This is a genomic window from Sphingomonas mesophila, assembly GCF_003499275.1.
Taxonomy (GTDB): domain Bacteria; phylum Pseudomonadota; class Alphaproteobacteria; order Sphingomonadales; family Sphingomonadaceae; genus Sphingomicrobium; species Sphingomicrobium mesophilum.
Map to the genome: position 1 here is coordinate 2107501 of NZ_QWDF01000001.1, position 17140 is coordinate 2124640.

At 68.1% G+C, this 17140-nt stretch carries 5 protein-coding genes (1 of these 5 cut by a window edge); 2 read left to right on the top strand and 3 right to left on the bottom strand.

Annotated elements, in window-relative coordinates:
- Both katG and D0Z60_RS10610 read left to right on the top strand, forming a co-directional pair.
- Positions 1-1907, top strand: the 3' portion of a protein-coding gene (gene katG / locus D0Z60_RS10605; protein ID WP_118858205.1) for a catalase/peroxidase HPI. The gene continues 292 nt to the left of window position 1, outside the view; the window shows 1907 of its 2199 coding nt (coding positions 293-2199); its start codon lies off the left edge, out of view; its stop codon occupies positions 1905-1907.
- 84 nt (positions 1908-1991) lie between these two features.
- Entirely contained in the window at positions 1992-2546 is a 555-nt protein-coding gene (locus D0Z60_RS10610; protein ID WP_118858206.1) for an alpha-ketoglutarate-dependent dioxygenase AlkB, read from the top strand.
- Here D0Z60_RS10610 and D0Z60_RS10615 read toward each other — a convergent pair.
- From D0Z60_RS10615 to D0Z60_RS10625, 3 genes are all read right to left on the bottom strand, one after another.
- Positions 2543-4711: a penicillin acylase family protein gene (locus tag D0Z60_RS10615; RefSeq protein WP_118858207.1), complete on the bottom strand. Its 2169-nt coding sequence runs from the start codon at positions 4709-4711 to the stop codon at positions 2543-2545. The two genes, D0Z60_RS10610 and D0Z60_RS10615, sit on opposite strands and share 4 nt — an antisense overlap.
- A 66-nt stretch (positions 4712-4777) precedes the next feature.
- Positions 4778-7828, bottom strand: coding sequence for a CHAT domain-containing protein (locus D0Z60_RS10620; RefSeq protein ID WP_118858208.1), 3051 nt, complete (start codon positions 7826-7828; stop codon positions 4778-4780).
- Positions 7825-17139, bottom strand: a complete 9315-nt coding sequence (locus D0Z60_RS10625; RefSeq protein WP_118858209.1) for a filamentous hemagglutinin N-terminal domain-containing protein — start codon at positions 17137-17139, stop codon at positions 7825-7827. The genes D0Z60_RS10620 and D0Z60_RS10625 overlap by 4 nt, the downstream gene beginning before the upstream one ends.
- Position 17140 lies beyond the last annotated feature (1 nt).

Below are 17140 nucleotides of genomic sequence, written 5' to 3' on the forward strand. Positions count from 1 at the left end.
TCATGATCCGCATGGCGTGGCATGCGGCGGGCACCTACCGCGTGACCGACGGTCGCGGCGGCGCATCGAGCGGTCAGCAGCGGTTCGAGCCATTGAACAGCTGGCCCGACAACGGCAACCTCGACAAGGCCCGCCGCCTGCTGTGGCCGATCAAGCAGAAATACGGCAAGCACATCAGCTGGGCCGATTTGTTCATCCTCGCCGGCAACGTCGCGATCGAAAGCATGGGCGGGCCGGTGTTCGGCTTCGGCGGCGGCCGCAAGGACGTCTTCGCGTCGGAAGGCGACACCTTCTGGGGCGCTGAGGAAATCTGGGTCAGCGACGGCGCTCCGACCCGCATCACCGACGAGACGCCTGAACTCGAAGGGCCGCTGGCGGCGATTCAGATGGGCCTCATCTACGTCAATCCCGAAGGGCCGGGCGGCAATCCCGACCCGCTGCAGTCGGCGCGCGACATGCGTGCAACGTTCAGCAGGATGGCGATGAACAGCGAGGAGACGGTCGCGCTGACCGCCGGCGGCCACGCGTTCGGCAAGGCGCACGGCGCCAAGCCGGCCGAGACCTTCCGCAACAATCCGGCGTCCGAGGCGATCCACCTCCAGGGGCTTGGCTGGCTGACCGACGAGGACGAGATCGGCAAGGGCCACATCACCACCTCGGGCATCGAGGGCGCGTGGTCGAACAATCCGATTAAGTGGGGCGGCGATTATTTCCGGCTGCTGTTCAAATATGATTACGAACTGGTCGAGAGCCCGGCCGGCGCCAAGCAGTGGCAGCCGATCAACCCCGACCCCGAGGACATGGCGCCCGACGCGCGCGACCCCGACAAGCGCGTGCCGACGATGATGACCACCGCCGACATGGCGCTGAAAATGGACCCGGAATTCCGCGCCATCTCCGAGCGCTTCCGCGACGACCAGGCCGCGCTCGACGACGCCTTTGCCCGCGCCTGGTTCAAGCTCACCCACCGCGACATGGGGCCGAAGTCGCTTTACCTCGGGCCGGAAGTGCCGGAAGAGACGCTGATCTGGCAGGACCCGGTGCCCGCCGGGACCGCGCCGTCGGACGCCGACGTGGCCGCGTTCAAAGACAAGGTGCTGGCGAGCGGGCTGACCGTTGCCCAGCTGGTCAAGACCGCCTGGGCGTCGGCCTCGACCTATCGCAAGTCGGACAAGCGGGGCGGCGCCAATGGCGCTCGGATCGCGCTTGCGCCGCAGAAGGATTGGGAGGTCAACGAGCCGGCCGAACTGGCGACCGTGCTCGCCAAGCTCAACGAATTGCGCGGATCGATGAGCCTGGCCGATGCGATCGTGCTGGCCGGTTCGGCGGCTGTCGAGAAGGCCGCGCGCGACGGCGGCTTCGACATCGCAGTGCCGTTCAGCGGTGGGCGCGGCGATGCGACCCAGGAGTGGACCGACATCGAGAGCTTCAAGTGGATGGAGCCCCAGGCGGACGGCTTCCGCAACTATCTCAAGACCCGCCAGAGCGTGAAGACCGAGGAGCTGCTGCTCGACCGCGCCTCGCTGCTCGGCCTGTCGGCGCCGGAGATGACGGTGCTGCTGGGCGGTCTGCGCGTGCTCGGCGCCAACTACAAGGATGCGCCGGAGGGCGTGTTCACCGACCGCAAGGGCCAGCTGACCAACGACTTCTTCGTCAATCTGCTCGACAACGAAACCTTCTGGGATCTGGTCGACGAGTCGAGCGACGAGACCTTCCTCGGCTTCGATCGCGGCGGCCGTCACGAAAAGTGGCGCGCGACCCGTACCGACCTCATCTTCGGGTCGAACAGCCAATTGCGCGCGACCGCGGAAGTCTATGCCGAGCGCGGCAATGAGGAGAAGTTCGTCCGCGACTTCGTCAAGGCGTGGGTCAAGGTGATGAACGCCGACCGGTTCGATCTTCGGTAGCCCCCCTGTTGGCGTGCCGAAGGGAAAGGCCGGCGGAGCGATCCGCCGGCTTTTCTTTTGCTCCGCCGCGCCCATGTTCCAGCAATGCGCGACCTGTTCGACGCCAGCCCGATTTCCGGCCTTGAGCTGCGAGAGGAGGTCGTCACTCCGCATGAGGAGATGGCGCTGGTCGAGCGCTGCGCCGGGCTCGGCCTGACGCCGTTCCAGTTCCAGGGGTGGGAGGGCAAGAGGCTGACTCGAAGCTTCGGCTGGCACTACGACTTCGCCGCCGGGACCATCGCCGCCGCCGACCCGATCCCCGGCTGGCTGAGCGCGGTCCGCGATAGCGCCGCCAACGCCTTCGGCCGCGTTCCGGCGCGGTTCGAGCAGGCGCTGGTGATCCGCTACGATCCCGGCGCGGGCATCGGCTGGCATCGCGACCGGCCGCAGTTCGACGAGGTGATCGGCGTGTCGCTTGGCGCCCCGGTGACGATGGCCTTCCGCCGTCGCCGTGCCGACGGCAAGTTCGACCGCGTGAAGCTGCCGCTCGTTCCGCGCTCGGCCTACCTACTGTCTGGCGAGGTGCGCTCCGGCTGGCAGCACGGCATCGCCGCGCACGACGCGCTGCGCTTCTCGTTGACCTTCCGCAGCTTGCGCTAGCGTCGCTCGCCCGGGCGATAGACCGCCACCGCTTGCGCCGCGACATCGCGCGGGTCGAACGGGACGGGCTGCAAGCGGCCGTCGGCATAGGCCTGCGCCTGGTCGGCGAAGTGCGGCGAGGCCGGGTTGCCGTGGACCCCGCCGGCGGTCACCGCCATTGCGCGCGGCCCCTGCGCGGTGAACTCGACCACCGCGACGAAGCTGTTGCCGCGAACACCGTATCGCTTGCGCGTGCCGGGATAAGTCGACGCCTCGAACGCCGCGAGGCTGCCCCAGCGGGCCGACGGAAAGCCGACGGCGATGCTCGGCTTGCGGTCGTCGAATGTCTGCTCGATCGCGCCATCGTTGCGCTGGAACCGGTTGATGTCGCCCCATTTGACCCGCCAGCTGCCGTAAAGCTCGGTGAGCCTCGCGACCGCCTGCTCGAGCGCGGTCAGATGGACGTGCGCCGGGGCGGAGGTCATGCGTTGATAGCCGACCTCCTCGTCATTTGGCGGTCGATCACTGCCGAGCGCCTGCGCCCACATCGTCTCGGCCCATTGCACCGCCAGGCCGAGCGCTTCGCTGTCCTTGGACCAGCGCCGATCCCAGCCCTTGAGCAGCGCGATCGGCTCGGCCAGTGCGCGCCGCCGCCGGTCGCCGCGCGGGAGCCGGTCGTAAGCCGCGAACAGTGCGGGCAGTAGCTTATCGAACCCCGGATTGGCGGTGTCGTAGGCGGCGGCGCGAAGCCCTTCGGCGGTGAATCCATGCGTTCCCTCGAGCAGTGCCAGCGCGTGGTCGGTGCGCGGGTTCCAGCCCCATTGGTCCATGTAGGCGGGGAAGCGGCGCGCCTCTAGCGAGCCTTTGCCGGCCCCCGGCCACGGTGCATCGTTGACGTTGAACGCGAAGCCCGACGGCGGGTTGATGAGATTGGGCAGGCTGTCGACGGTGTGCAGCCCGCGCCACGCGGTGCGCGGGTCGCTCCCGTCGACCACGCCGCGATAGTCGAAGCGGTGGTCGCGCAGCGGCACGAATTGCGGGTGCAGATAGGCGATGTTGCCGGCGGCATCGGCGAACAAAGTGTTGTTCGAACTGTTCGCCCGAAGCGCGGAGACCTCCATCAACTGCTTGAGGCTGGTCGCCTTGGTGCGGCGGAAGCTTTGCTCGAGCGCCTTGACCGGATTGTCCATGATCGCGAACGACACCAGCCGGCCGCCCTCGCTGCGGATCACCGGGCCGTGCATGGTGTGAAGCGTGGTGAAGCTGCGCGTCGCCAGCGTGCCATCGGCCTGGCGCACCCTGATGCTGATCGGCTTCATCCCCATCGGCCTGACGTCGCCGCCGAAGCGGTAGCCGAGCCGGCCGTCGGCCATGCGCGCCAGCCTGACCGCGAACTCGTCGCGATTGTCAAGCCCGCTCGAGGTATGCATCCAGCCCGCCCGGGCGTTGAACCCCTGGTAGATAAAGAACTGGCCCCAGGTCACCGCGCCATAGGCGTTGAGGCCCTCGGCGCTGGTCATCTGCACCACGTCGCGGAAGAAGAAACTGGTGTGCGGGTTGATCAGCAGCAGGGCGTTGCCGCTGGCGCTGCGCTTGGGCGCGATGGCGATTCCGTTCGAGCCTTGCGGCGCTTCATCGCGGGCAAGCGCGGCGCGAGCGGCCTTGCCGTCGTAGAGCGCCTTCAACGGCTCGAGGTCGACGTAAGAGATGTCGCCGCCGATGCTGCCTTCGGAAAAGGCCAGCGCCATCCACGGTTCGAAGCGCGTGAGCACCCGCGGCCGGGTGCCGGGGTGGGTCGCAAGATAGAAGTTCAGCCCGTCGGCCCAGGCGTCCATCAGCCGGCGCAGCCACGCCGGGCTGGCGCCGTAGCGCGTCTGAAGCTCGGCCGGGTCGATCCACAACCGCTGGCGCAGGTCAGACCACAGCGCCTTTTCGCCGTCGGCCTCGGCAAGGCGGCCAAGGCTGGTGAGGTAATTAGTCTCGATGCGCGGGAAATCGTCTTCGGCCTGGGCGTAGATCATGCCGAACACTGCGTCGGCGTCGGTCGTCCCGCGGACATGGGCGATGCCAAGCCGGTCGCGCGTAATGGTGACCGCGGAGGCGCGCGCGGCAAGCCGTTGCTGCTCGGTCGGCTGCGCCGGCTTGGCGTCGAGCGGCGCGGCGGCGAGCGCCGCAAGCAAAATCATCCAGCGCACGGCCTGCTCCCCCGTTGAGGAGACCATGGTGGCGGCTGCGCGCGCCGGGCGCAACCGCTAGCGGCTGGCGAGGTTGCCGGTGGTCAGCGGCTTGGCGCCGTCGCCGAGGATGATGAACGCCGCCCAATAGAAGGGGTGAGAGGTATCCTTGTCGTCCATCAGCCCGCGCTGTGCATTGGCCAGGGCGCCGGCAATCGGCTGGCCGGGCGCGGCCTGGATCAGCCCGCCGATGAGCCGCTTGGTAGCGTTGAAATCGTCCGGCACCGGCCAGTGGCTGGCGACGACCGAGCGCGCGCCGGCGCCGACGAAGGCGCGCACCAGCCCGTCGAGCGCATAATTGCCGCCGGTCAGGATGCCCGCCTCGCGCGATGCCTGAGCAGTCGCCGCTCCGGCCGTGTCACAGGCCGACAGGATGACCACGTCGGCATTGAGCTTGAGGTCGAAGATCTCGCTGAAGCTGAGCAGGCCGTCCGAGCCGGGGCCGCCGAACGAGGTGACCAGCGCCGGCCGCGCCGGGCAGTCGGGCCGCGGCGCGGTGACCAGGCCGTGGGTGGCGAAGTGGAGGATTCGGTAATCGTCCAGCCGGCCATCCTGAAGCAAGGCGGTGTCGCTGAACGCCGCGCCGGTCATCACCGCCGCCTTGTCCGGCCCGAACGCGGCCTGGGCGAGCATCAGCTCGTCGGCCGAGATCGGCGCCTGCCAGGTCTGCACCGGCCAGTCGCATTCGTCGGCCGCGGCGACCACCGGCTTGACCGCCACCGGCTGGTTGTTGCCGAGCCCGAGATAGGCCTGGCGCGCGCGCGACGGGGTGAGCGCGCGCACGTCGAGAAAGCTGCGCGGGCTGACCGAGATCGAGACGTTGCGGCCGCGCCCGAGCCAGTCGATGCCGCGCATGTCGAACGCATCGCCACCCGGCGCCGCAGCGCGGGCCTTGTAAGCGCGCAGTCCCTCGTCGCGGGCGACCAGCAGGTAGGGCGGCAGCTGGAGCATCGGCCCGTCGGGCTCGAACACCAGATGCTTGAGGCCCTGGACGTCGCCGTCGACCGGGCCGAACAGCTCAAGGTAGAGCTTGCGCGCGCGATCGACGTCGAATGCGCCGATCTCGCCCGCCGCGCCGTCGTAGATCGAGCGGCGGATCGCCGACACTTCGTCGGTCAGCATGCCGCGGGTCGAGGCGAGCCGCATGGCGCGCGCGCCGGCGTTGGTGGCGTAGATGCCGTAGACCCGGTCGCCGACCACCATCAGCTTGTAATAGCCCTCGCCGGGGCGAAGCGCGCCGCGCAGCTCGGCGAGCTCGGTGCGGGTCGGCGCGAGCACCTTGTAGCGCGGGAAGTCGGCCAGCTGCGACTGCAGCTTGACCTGCTCGCCGCGCAGCGCCTCGAGGCTCGACTTGGTCGCCGCAAGATCCTCGAGGTCGCGCGCGCTGGGCGCCGACTTGGCCGACAGGCGCGCGATCTCCGCCTCGCTCCGGGCAATGTCGCGGGTGCGCGCCACCGCCAGCCGGAACAGGTCGGCGGCCTGGTCATTGCCCTCCGACATCTGCCGCGCGAACACCGCCTGGGTCTGGGCGACGCCGGGCCGCTGTAGCTCCTGAGCAGCGCGGAACATCTCGGCCGCCGCGTCGGCGGAACCGTCGCGAGCGAGCATCTCGAAATAGGGCGCGAGCAGGTTACGCAAGGCGGTCCCGCTGTCGGGCACCGAGCTTGCCTGGTCGACGATCGCCGCGAACAAGGTACGGGCCTCAGCGGTCTGGCCGCGCCGGGCGAGGAACGCCGCCTTGCGCGCCCGCGCCGCGAGCAGCATCGGCGATTCCGGGTAGGTCTGGGTCAGCAGCAGAATGGCGCTGTCGAAGGCTCCGGTCGCATCGCCGGCATTACCGCTGGCGTCGGCGACCAGCGCCCGCTCGACCGCGATGTCCGCGGCCAGCCACGCCGCCGACGACATCTTGCCGTCGCGCACCTCGCGCAGCCGGCGCGAGGCCGAGTCGAGCGCCCGGATGGCGTCGCCGTAGCGGCCGGCCTGGCGCAGCGCGATTCCGCGCAATTGGTCGGCCTGGGCGTCCAGGATGGCGGCGCGCTCGATCGGCCTCAGGCCGCTGCCGAACTCGCTCAATTGCTTGGACGTGCTGTTCTCGCGGTTGATGCCTTCGGCGAGCGGGATGTTGATCAGGCCGCCCTTGAGCTCGTCGCTCTCGTCGACCTCGACATCGGCGACCTTCTTGTCGAGCGCCGCCAGCGCCGCCTCACCGTCGCGCTGGTTGAGCCGATTGATCGCGCGATAGTTGCGGATTAGGCGCTGGAGCACGCCGTCGCTCTGCGGCCCGCGCCGCTCGGCCTGCGCGAACAGGCGCTCGGCGGCGGCGAAATTGCTGAGGTTGGACTGTTGCAGCCCCTGGTTGGCGAGCGCTTCGCCGAGCGCTCCGGCGTCGGCGCCCTCGCGCTGGGCGATGGTCTCAAAGAATTCGGCCGACTGCGCGAACTGCCCGCCGTTGTTGCGGGCATAGGCTTCGGTGCGCGCCGATCCGCTGTCGAGCGAGCCGGCCTGGATCCGCGCGAACGCCGCGGAGTCGCTGACTTCGGTCGTGGCGACCCGGATCGTCCCGCTCTGTGGTACATCTGTCACCACCGAGGCGAGCGCGATGCGCAGCGCCGGATCGTATCCCGCAAGACCTTCGACAAGATAAGACGTCTTGCCGCGGCTCACGGCGTAGCGGCGGTAGTCGAGCTTGCTTGCCTCGTCGCGGCACTTGACCGAGCGGGCCGCGCCGAGCCCGTCGATGTTGACGCTCTCCTCCGTCCCGCACGCCAATTGCGCCGGCGTGCCGCTGGCGCCCGGCTCGCGCGCCAGGTCGACCGTCCGGCGAACCGCGATCAGGCTACCGACCGAAGCGGCGGCGTCGCGGCAGGTCAGCGCATAGGCGCGGTCGAAGATGCCCTTGAGGCGCGTATCCTGCGGCCGGCTCTGGGCGGTGCACAGCACGCCGCCGTCGCCGATGCGGAAGCTGTTGCGGTTGGCGATCGGGGTCACCGTGGCGCCGACCGCGGGAAGGGCGGCGGCCGCTGCCGAAGCCAGCAGGGCAAGCTTGGCGAAACGCGTCACTCGGCTCATTGTCCGTCTCCCGTGCGGGCATTGGTCTGCTTGGCGGCCTTTGGCTCGCTCTTCTTCTTGCCGTCCTCTTCCTCGTCCTCGTCGTCGTCCTCGTCGGAGCTGACGCCGTAGAGCGAGGGGTTACCGGCGCCCGAAATCGGCTCGTTGACGTCCTCGTCGCTGTTGAGCGGACGGGTGTCGAACAGCGGCTGCGGGGCATCGATCGGGCTCGATGCGCTGCCGCCTTCATCGCCGCCTTCGTCGCCACCGGTGTCGCCCGTGTCGCCGGCAATGTCGCCTTCGTTGCCGAACACCGATTCGCCGAGCGGATCGCTGGCCAGGATCGTGATCGTCGTCGGCGTGATGACCGCTTCCGGTGGCAGGCCGCCACCGGTCGACGATCCGCAGCTTCCGCCGCTGACAGGGCAGCCGTTGATCGTGCTGTTGGCGGTGAACGGTTCTGTCGAGCCATATTCCTCAACCAGCGCGTCGCGCACCGCGGCGCCGGTCAAGGTTCCGGTCGGGGTCTGTATTTGCCCGTTGATGACCAGGTTGATCGACCCAGGCGCGGGCAGCTCTTCGCCGTCCTCGGGGCCGCCGTCCTCGCCGTCGTAATAGGCGCTCTCCGAAAGGACGACAAAGCCGGCCGGCGTCGCCGACGTGCCGGTGTTCTGGACCAGCAAATTCTCGAGCGCCTGGTCGTCGTTAAAGTCGATCGCGCCGGCCCGCAGCACACCCTCCGGACGCTGCACGGCGGCCGGCGCGTTGAGCTCGGCGACATGGCCGTCGTAGCGCGGGTTTACGATCAGCTTGTCGATGATTGTGCCGCTGGCGACGAAAATGTTGTTCGCCTCGAACTCGATCAGGCCGTTAAGCACGCCTGAGCCGTTGCTGAGCGACAGCGAGCCGGTGGCGGCGTCGATGGCGACGGTTTGGGCGGTGAAATAGACGGTCTTGTCGACGCTTGAGATGAGATTGACGTCGCCGACGATGCGGATGATCCCGCCAAGCGTCTCCTCCTCGCTTTCCGCATCATCGCTATAAATTTCGAAATCGGCGCCCTCATCGTCGCTCTCCCCCGACAGATCGAGGGTGAGATCGCCGACCATCATCATCTGCGCAGCGCCGCGATCGCCGAGGACATCGAAGCCGTAGAAGGACGAATCCACCCGATCAAGCTCCGCCTGGCTGAGCCGATAGCCGTCGGTCCCCGGCAGATTATCGCCGATGTAAGTGCCGTTGGGATTGATCGAACCGAAGCTGATCCCCCTCGCTGTGATCTGCGCGGTCGGCGCGATGTTGATGTCGCGCGACGCGAGATCGATATAATCGCTGCTGACGTTGCCTGCGATTCCGATCGTCCCGCCGCTGTCGATTCCGACGAAGCCGCTGTTGAACTCGCCGCCGTTGACGCTCAACGAGTTGAGAACGACGTTGCCGCCAGCGTAAACTTGGAACGATTGCGCGACATTGGAGGTGCCCGCGAAGATCGCGTTTCCGCCGGTCGATTCGACCGGCCACAGGCCGAAGATCAACTCGGGGTCGAACGTTTCGACGCCATAGAGCTGATCCAGATTGCCGTAGCCCGCGAGGATGACCCGCTCGGGCGTCGTGATCGGGCCGAAGCTGGCGTCTCCGCCCGCCAACGCGATGACGTCGTGGCCGGCGTTGATGCTGCCCGCGGTGATGTCGTCGGCGGCGTAGAGGCCGACATAGCCGCTGGTCGTGATGTTGCCGGTGACGATGTCGTCGTCGGAGAAGATCTCAACCGGTGTGCCCGGACCGACATCCATCGTCGTGAAGCCGACGCCCAGCTGCGGCGGGGGCGCATTTGTCACGATGTTCCCGGTAACGACGCTCCCGCCGGAGAGAGAAACCGATCCGCCGGCGGTCAGGTCGCCGGTGACGATCGCGCCGGTCGCGACGAGATCGATGAAGCCGGTCGCGGTGATGTCGCCAAAGGTGATGCTCGAGGCCAGCATCGAGAAGGCGCCCTCGACGGAGATGTCGCCGCCACTGATCGCCTCGCCGATCGCGACCCGGATCAGCGGGGTGTCGATCGCGCCATTGACGGTCAGCGACCCACCGGTCGCGACCGGATTGACGCCGAGCACCATGTCGAGATCGAATTCGGTCTCCTCGCTGCCGCCGCCGGCCGCACCGTACATCGACGAATTGCCGATATAGACCTGGCCGTTGCTCGACGTCGTGAGCGCGCCAGTGACGATGTCCCCACCGATCAGGCCGAGGATGAGGTAGCCGCCGTAGATCGTGCCTGCCGTAAAGTCGCCGGGCGTCGTGAAGCCGACCATGTCGGTGCCGCTGACGTTGCCGACCTGGATCGATCCGCCCGCGTCGAGGCCGACCGAGAAGCCCTCGATCGACGGCCCGGTGACCGTCACGTTGCCGAGCACCATCGCATCGCCGGACTCGCCGTCGACATTATTGAGCGCGGTGATGTTGCCGCCGGTCGCCGTTCCGCCCGCTTCGAACACGAACTCGGTAGCGGCGCCGGTCAGGAAGCCGATGTTGCCCGCGGCCTCGATATAGACGGTGGTGACGGCCGCGATATTCCCGGTCGTGATATTGCCGTCGAAGCTGACGAGATTGACCGAATCGCTGCTGTCGATGTTGCCGGTCGTGATGTTGCCGAGTGCCACCGCGCTGATGCCGTCGCCGGTCAGATTGCCGACGGTGATGGTATCGAGCCCGCCGGCGAACAGGTCGATGAAGCCGACCGCGACGATATCGCCGGCGATGATCGTTTCCGAATTCAGATCGACGTTGCCGCCCGAATTGATGTCTCCGGCATTGATCGAAGATCCGCTTTGGGACGCAAACAGCGAAACATTGCCGCCCGACAGAATGTCCCCAACGGTGACCCCTTCGTATCCGGTTAAGTCAACGCCAGTGTCGGCATCGATCGCGCCGAGCGTTACGCGCGCTGCCTGGGCGTTGAGCGAGCCGCCGGCAGAGACGTTGCCGCCGAGAATTTCCCCGCTTTGCGAGTTAAGCGACAGATTTCCGGTCAGCGTCGCCGTGCCGAACGTGATGTCGCCATCGACCGAGTCGATCTGCGCCGAACCGCCCGTGAGATTGCCCGCCATGACGGCCGCGCCGGCATCCGCAGAGATGCTGGCGGCAGAAAGGTTGCCGGCACCGAGCGAGCCGCTTTGCGCGCTCAGCGACAGGATGTTCGCAGCTGACGCACCGCGCATGTTGATCGATCCCGGTGCAGCGATTGCGAGGCCGCCGGTCGAATTGAGGTTCGCGTTGGTGATGAAGTCGGCGTCGGTCAGGATCGCGAAACTGTCGGCGGTGTAGCTGCCGACCACGGTCGGCGCCGGAACGTCGGCGCGAACGGCGCGGAAATTGCCCGCGTCGAGGGTGATGCTGTTGGCGATCATGCTGCCGTTGCCGGCGTCGAGGGCGAGCGCCTGGCTGGTGACGTAGCTGAAAGTGCCGATGTCGGCCGTACCGTCGCGGACCGACACATAGTCCGAATAATAGCTGTCGTCGTAAAGGTCGCCGCCGATCGTGAAGCTCACCGAGCCGATCGTCGCGTCGCCGTTGAGGACCCGGAAGAAGTTCCCGCCGAACACGGTCGAGGTGCCATTGATGGCCCCGCTCCCGCCCGTCGCCACGGCCGTGGCAGTAATCGAATCCGCGACCAGATTGCCGCGCTGGGTCGGGTGACCGAAGCGGTCCTTCGCCTCCGCCTGCACCAGTCCGGTCGTGGCGTTGCCGCCGTTCCCGCGAACGGCGCCATTGCCGCCTGCGCCACCGGTCGCACTTGCGGTCAGGGTGATCGCGTCCGCGCTTCCGTCGATTCCGCGGATCCACAGGTAGGACTCGCCGCCAAACGCGTTGCCGCCATTGCCGCCGTTGCCGGCGCTGACTGCCCCAAGACCGCCGGCGCCGCCGTTGCCGCCAGTTGCGCTGCTGTTGGCGGAAAGATTGGCGACATCGAAGTCACCGCCGCTTCCGGGCGAGTTGGTCGCGCTGATCGCGCCGGCGATGGCGAACCCGCCGGTGCCCGCTCCACCGGCCCCGCCGTTGCCGCCGTTGAAGCCGTTACCGCCGTTACCGCCCGCGCCGCCGGTGCCGGTCGCGCTGAGTGTCACATTACCGGCCGCCAGCGTTCCACCCGCTGCGCTTCCGGCGAAGAGCACCGCGCCGCCGGTGCCCGATCCCCCGGCCCCGCCGGCCCCGCCGTTAGTGACCTCGACGCCGTCTGCGCCTGCACCGCCGGCCCCGCCGACGCCGTTCAGGCTGACATTGACCGTGCCCATCGACAGCAAGCCGTCGACTGGCTCAGCGCCAAATCCGAAGGTGATGTCGGCATTGCCGCCGGTGGCATTGCCGCCATTGCCGCCGAACGCACCCGAGCCGCCGGTCGCGTTGCCATTGACGGTCAGATTGCCAAGCAGGATGTCGCCCACATAAGGAACGGCATCGAGCTCGCCGGCCTGCGCGTTCCCGCCATTGCCTTCCGAGCCCGCCCCGCCGGTCGCGCTGATATCGACCAGCGTTGACCCGGTGACCGAGATGGTGCCATTTCCGTTGACGAAGATCGACGCCGCTCCGGCTTCCTCTTCGTTGGCATCGGTCGTGAGCAATGCGGCGGCGTTGCCGCCGATTGCGCCACTGCCGCCAGTTGCGCTGGCGTTGAGTGCGAGCGCTCCGTTGACGTTGATCGTGCCGCCGACCGTCCCGACCCGCGCCGATCCGCCGACGCCGTTACCGCCGAGGCCGGCTGTGGCATTACCGCCCGCGCCAAGCGCAATGGCGGTCAGCGCACCGTTTAGGTTGATCGTCCCGGCGTTGCTGAAGACCTCCGAAATCCCGCCGTCGCCGACTCCGCCGCTGCCAATCCCAGCGTTGGCACCGCCCTCACCCGATGAGTCGATCAAGGTGGCCGCGTTGATCGTCAGCGTGGTCCCGGCCCCGGCGAAAACCTGCGCCAGATTGCCGGTGCCGCTACCGGCGGCGCCGTCGCTTCCGGTGATGCTGCCGCCAACGCCCTCTGAGCGAACCTCGAGCGGGCTGGCGAGCGTGATCGTCGACGTCCCGGCATAATTGTTCAGTCGGGCGACGCCGGCCGACGCATTGCCTGCGATGCCGCTTGCCGTCCAGCCGCCGCTTGCCGACCCGTCGATCCGCAGGCCCTGAACGTTGATAACGGCATTGGCGGTGCTGAAGTTGGTGGTGCCCCCGACCCCGTTGCCACCGCCGGTCAGACCGTCACCGCCATTGGCGACGGAGGTGGCAACGATGGAGCCGCCGCTGATCGTCGATCCGTTGATCGTGGCATTGACGGTGCCCGCCGTGGCGCCTCCGCCGACCCCGCCCGGTGCATTGCCACCGACGGCCGTCGCGTAGAAACCGAACAAACTGCCGGAGGCCATGTTGACCGTCGAGTTGGTGATGTTGACGTTGACGCTGTTCGGCCCGCTCGCGCTTCCGGCATTCCCGACCCCCGGCGCGTTGCCGCCGGCGACCTGGGTCGTGATGCCGATGTTGCCGATGCCGATCAGGGTCGATCCATTGACCGTCAGACTGGCAGTCCCACCGCTGCCGTTGCCGCCATTGCCGGTACCTTTGCCGTCGCCGCCAAGACCACCGGCAATGCCGCCGACGATTGCCGTGGTCAGCGTTCCGCCGCCCAGCACGCTGACATTTCGGCTTCCGCCGAAGCCATCGCCGCCGCTTGCGTCGATGACTGTTTCCGAAGCGAAGCCGCCCTGACCGAAATTGCTGTACTGAAGGAATCCGGTGGTCATCGTCCCGGCATTGACGGTCAGGTTGAGCGTTCCGCCGAAGCCTTCGCCGCCGGTCGTATTCTCGGCATCGGCCACACCGCCATAGCCGCGCGCGCGGATCAGGATAGCGTCGGTGGTGGCGGTGGTGGCCAGGTTCACTGTCCCGCCGCTGGTCGCGAACAGGTTGACCGTGCCGCCGGTCCCGTCGCCGCCGAACGCGCCGCCGTTGCCATAGGTAACTCCGCCAACGCCATCGGCCGACAGCATCTCGCGGTCCTGCATTGGACCGCCGACGATGTTGTTCGTGACGGTCACCACCGCGCCGGTGCCGACGGCTTCGAGCACCGCGGTTCCGCCATAGCCGTCGCCGGCTTCATTGCCGGCGTCATCGCCGCCATAGCCGTCGGCGCGCAGGTTGAGGCGGTCGAGGGTGATGGTTGCGCCATTCAGGCCCGAGACCTGCGAAAAGCCGCCGCTGCCGTTGGCGCTGTTGCCGGCGAAGGCATCGGTGTCGACCCGGGTCAGGCCGCCGACGCTGATATCGCCGCCCGAGAAGGCGAGGATCTGGGCGAGGCCGCCGATCGCATTGCCGCCCGCCGGGCCGAACCCCTGCCCGCCAAAAGCGCGCGAGGTCACGGTGGCGGTGGTGCCGATGGTCAGCTGCGAGTTGTTGCTGGCGCGGATGCGCGCTCCGCCGATGCCCGTGTTGGGGTCGTTGTCGGCGTCGGCCAAACCGCCATTCGCGCCGCTGCCGCCGCTTGAATCGGTGCTTGCCAGCGCCGAGCCGGTGATGCCGAGATTGCCGCCCGTCGCCCGGATGATCGCTTCGCCGCCGCCGCCATAGCCGCCGGTCCCCGTGTTACCGCTACCGCCGGTGCCTTCGGCGCGGACGATGGCGTCCGTCCCGATCGTGTAGTTGCTGCTGGTCGCGGCGATGATCGCCCGCCCGCCGATGCCGCTGCCGCCGCCGGTCGAGCCGGAGCCGCCGGTCGCCGACGCGTCGATCGAGACCGTCCCGGTGACGTTGATCAGCGTGCCAAAGGCGTCGAGCCACGCACTGCCGCCCTGGGCGCCGCCGCCGATGCCGAAGTCGGATATCCCGCCCGTGCCCAGCGACAAAGCAGTGAAATCGCCGTTGAATGTCAGCGTCCCTGCATTTCCGCCGTTGTCGGTCTGGCCGCCCTGGCCAAATCCGCCGGTGCCGGTGTCCCACGAATCGCCGCCCTTGCCGCTGACATCGGCGACGCTGTTGCCATTGACCGTCAGCGAGCCGCCCGTGGCCGCGCCCTGCGCGCCGATCCGGATCCGTCCGCCCGTGCCATTGCCGCCGTTGCCATCGTAGCTGAGGCCGCCTTCGCCCACCGCACTGAAGTCCAGCCCGCCGTTATATTCGATCGTGGTTCCTGCCGCGAAGTTCGTGAGGATCCCTATCGATCCGCTTCCGGCGGTGCCGCCGGCAATCGCATTGCCGCCGCCCGAGATGCCGGTGCCGCCACTCGCGTCGACGCTCGCCGAAACCAGGCCCTCGAAGCGCAGGTTCGCGCCCGCGCCAAGGGCGTCGAATGTGGTGAGTTGGATCTCGCCGCCGACCGCATCACCGCCGATCCCAGTGCAGGTGCTGCAGCCTTCGCCGCCGCTTTGACCGCCGAAGCCCTCAGCCATCAGCGACGTCGTGCCGCTGACGACGAGGTTGGAATCGCTGATATGGGCGAGCACATAGATGTTGCCACCGTCGCCCAGTCCGCCGTTCACTCCGCTCGCGAAGGAGCTGCCGCCAAAGCCACTGGCGGACGCATAGATCTCGCCTTGGATCTGCACGTCGGACGCAACACCCTGGCTCCACACGTAGACGGTTCCGCCGGTTCCGGTGGCGCCGGCCACGCCGCCGCTCGAACCACCGCCGAAGCCGTCGGCGCTCAGCGACACAAAGCTTTCGAAATCGCCGATCGAGACTGTGGCGCCATCCGAATTATTGGCCACCCCGACATAGATCGTGCCGCCCACGCCCGTCCCGCCGACGCCGTTGCACCCGTCGCACACGGCGTAACCGCCGGCGCCGTCCACCGAGGCGCTGAGATGGCTCCCGATCGTCAGGTCCGAGCCATCGTCGAACGTGCCGACATTGACTGTCCCGCCGATCGCATTGCCGCCATTCGCGCCGGCGGCCGAGCCGTTGCCGGCAGTGGCATCGGCAAAGAGCGTGGCCGATCCCCAGATATCGACGGTGCCGCCGGTCTGCGCCTGCAGGCGGACCGATCCGCCGGTCACGCTGGCGCCGTTGGTCCCGGCGACGAGGCTGCCCAGGCCAGTCGCGTCGGCCGACATGGCGACGTCCCCCTGCACTGTCAGCAAGCCACCATCGGCCGCGTAGAGCGCGGCGATGCCGGCGGTACCGCTGGCCCCGGCCGCTACGGTGAGGTCGGCTCTGACTTCGGCGTCGCCGAGGATGGTGAGGTTGCCGCCGGTCGACGACGACACGATGCGCGCCTCGCGCGTGCCGCGCACGGAGACATCGGAATGCATCGTCTTCGCCGTCGTCGCGATGATTTCGGCGTCGGTCTTGCCGACCATGGTCAGCGCCGAGGTGGCGGTGAAATTCTGCCCGCTGACGCTGGCATCGCCGCTGCCGCCGCCAGGAGCGGCCCCGCCCGCGACCTCGCCGTCGACGACATTGTGCCCAGCGCTGAGCACGATGGCATTGCCGACGACATCGACTCGCCCGGCGAGGTTGAACCCCAGGCTCGCGCCGGCAGTGATGGCCATGGTCATCGCCTGGTTCTTCGGCACCGCCACCGCATAGATGCGGTTGTTGTCGCCAAAGCCGGTGCTTTGCGCGCCGCCGATGCTGCCGCCGATCACCACGCCATTGACGTCGCTCGTGCCGCTGGTCACCTCGATATCGAACAGGCCGTCGGGCGAGAAATTGATCGTAGCTGCTTCCGCTCCCACCAGCGCCGCCTGGCCGTTGGTGGTGATATTGCCGTTGTGGACCACCCGCGGCGCAACCATCGCCACGTAGCTGCCGGTGTCGAGCGCATTGATGTTCGCGCCCGAATTGACGATCACCGCTGAGGACGGGTTAATTGCCTGGTCGAAATTCATCACCCCGCCGACAACGAAGTTGGCGTCGGTGATCGGCAAGGTAGTGAGCACCAGCGAGCCGACGTTGAACGCCGCGCCAGTGCCGACAACGATGCCGTTGGGGTTGTAGAAATAGATGCTCCCGGCGCCGTTGACCGTGCCGTTGAGGCCGACCGACGGGCCCGCCCCGGTATCGAGCCGGTTGAGGACCGCAAAATTGGTCGGGCCGGTGAAATTGAGCGTGCTTCCCGACGGCAGGAAGGTCCGCACGCCGCCCACGGTCGGCGCGGTGACGGTCCAGTTGATAACCGACCGATTGTCGTTGAGCGTGACGGTGGTCGTCGTCCCGGTCGAGCCAATCGAGCCCGTGCCGGCTCCGAAATTGCCTGCGCCGGCGACCTGGGCGCTGGCCGGCGCGGCGGCCAAAGCAGTTGCCAGAGCGAGGATCGAACAGGCCGTGCGCGGACGGCGGCTGAGGGTGGTACGCATG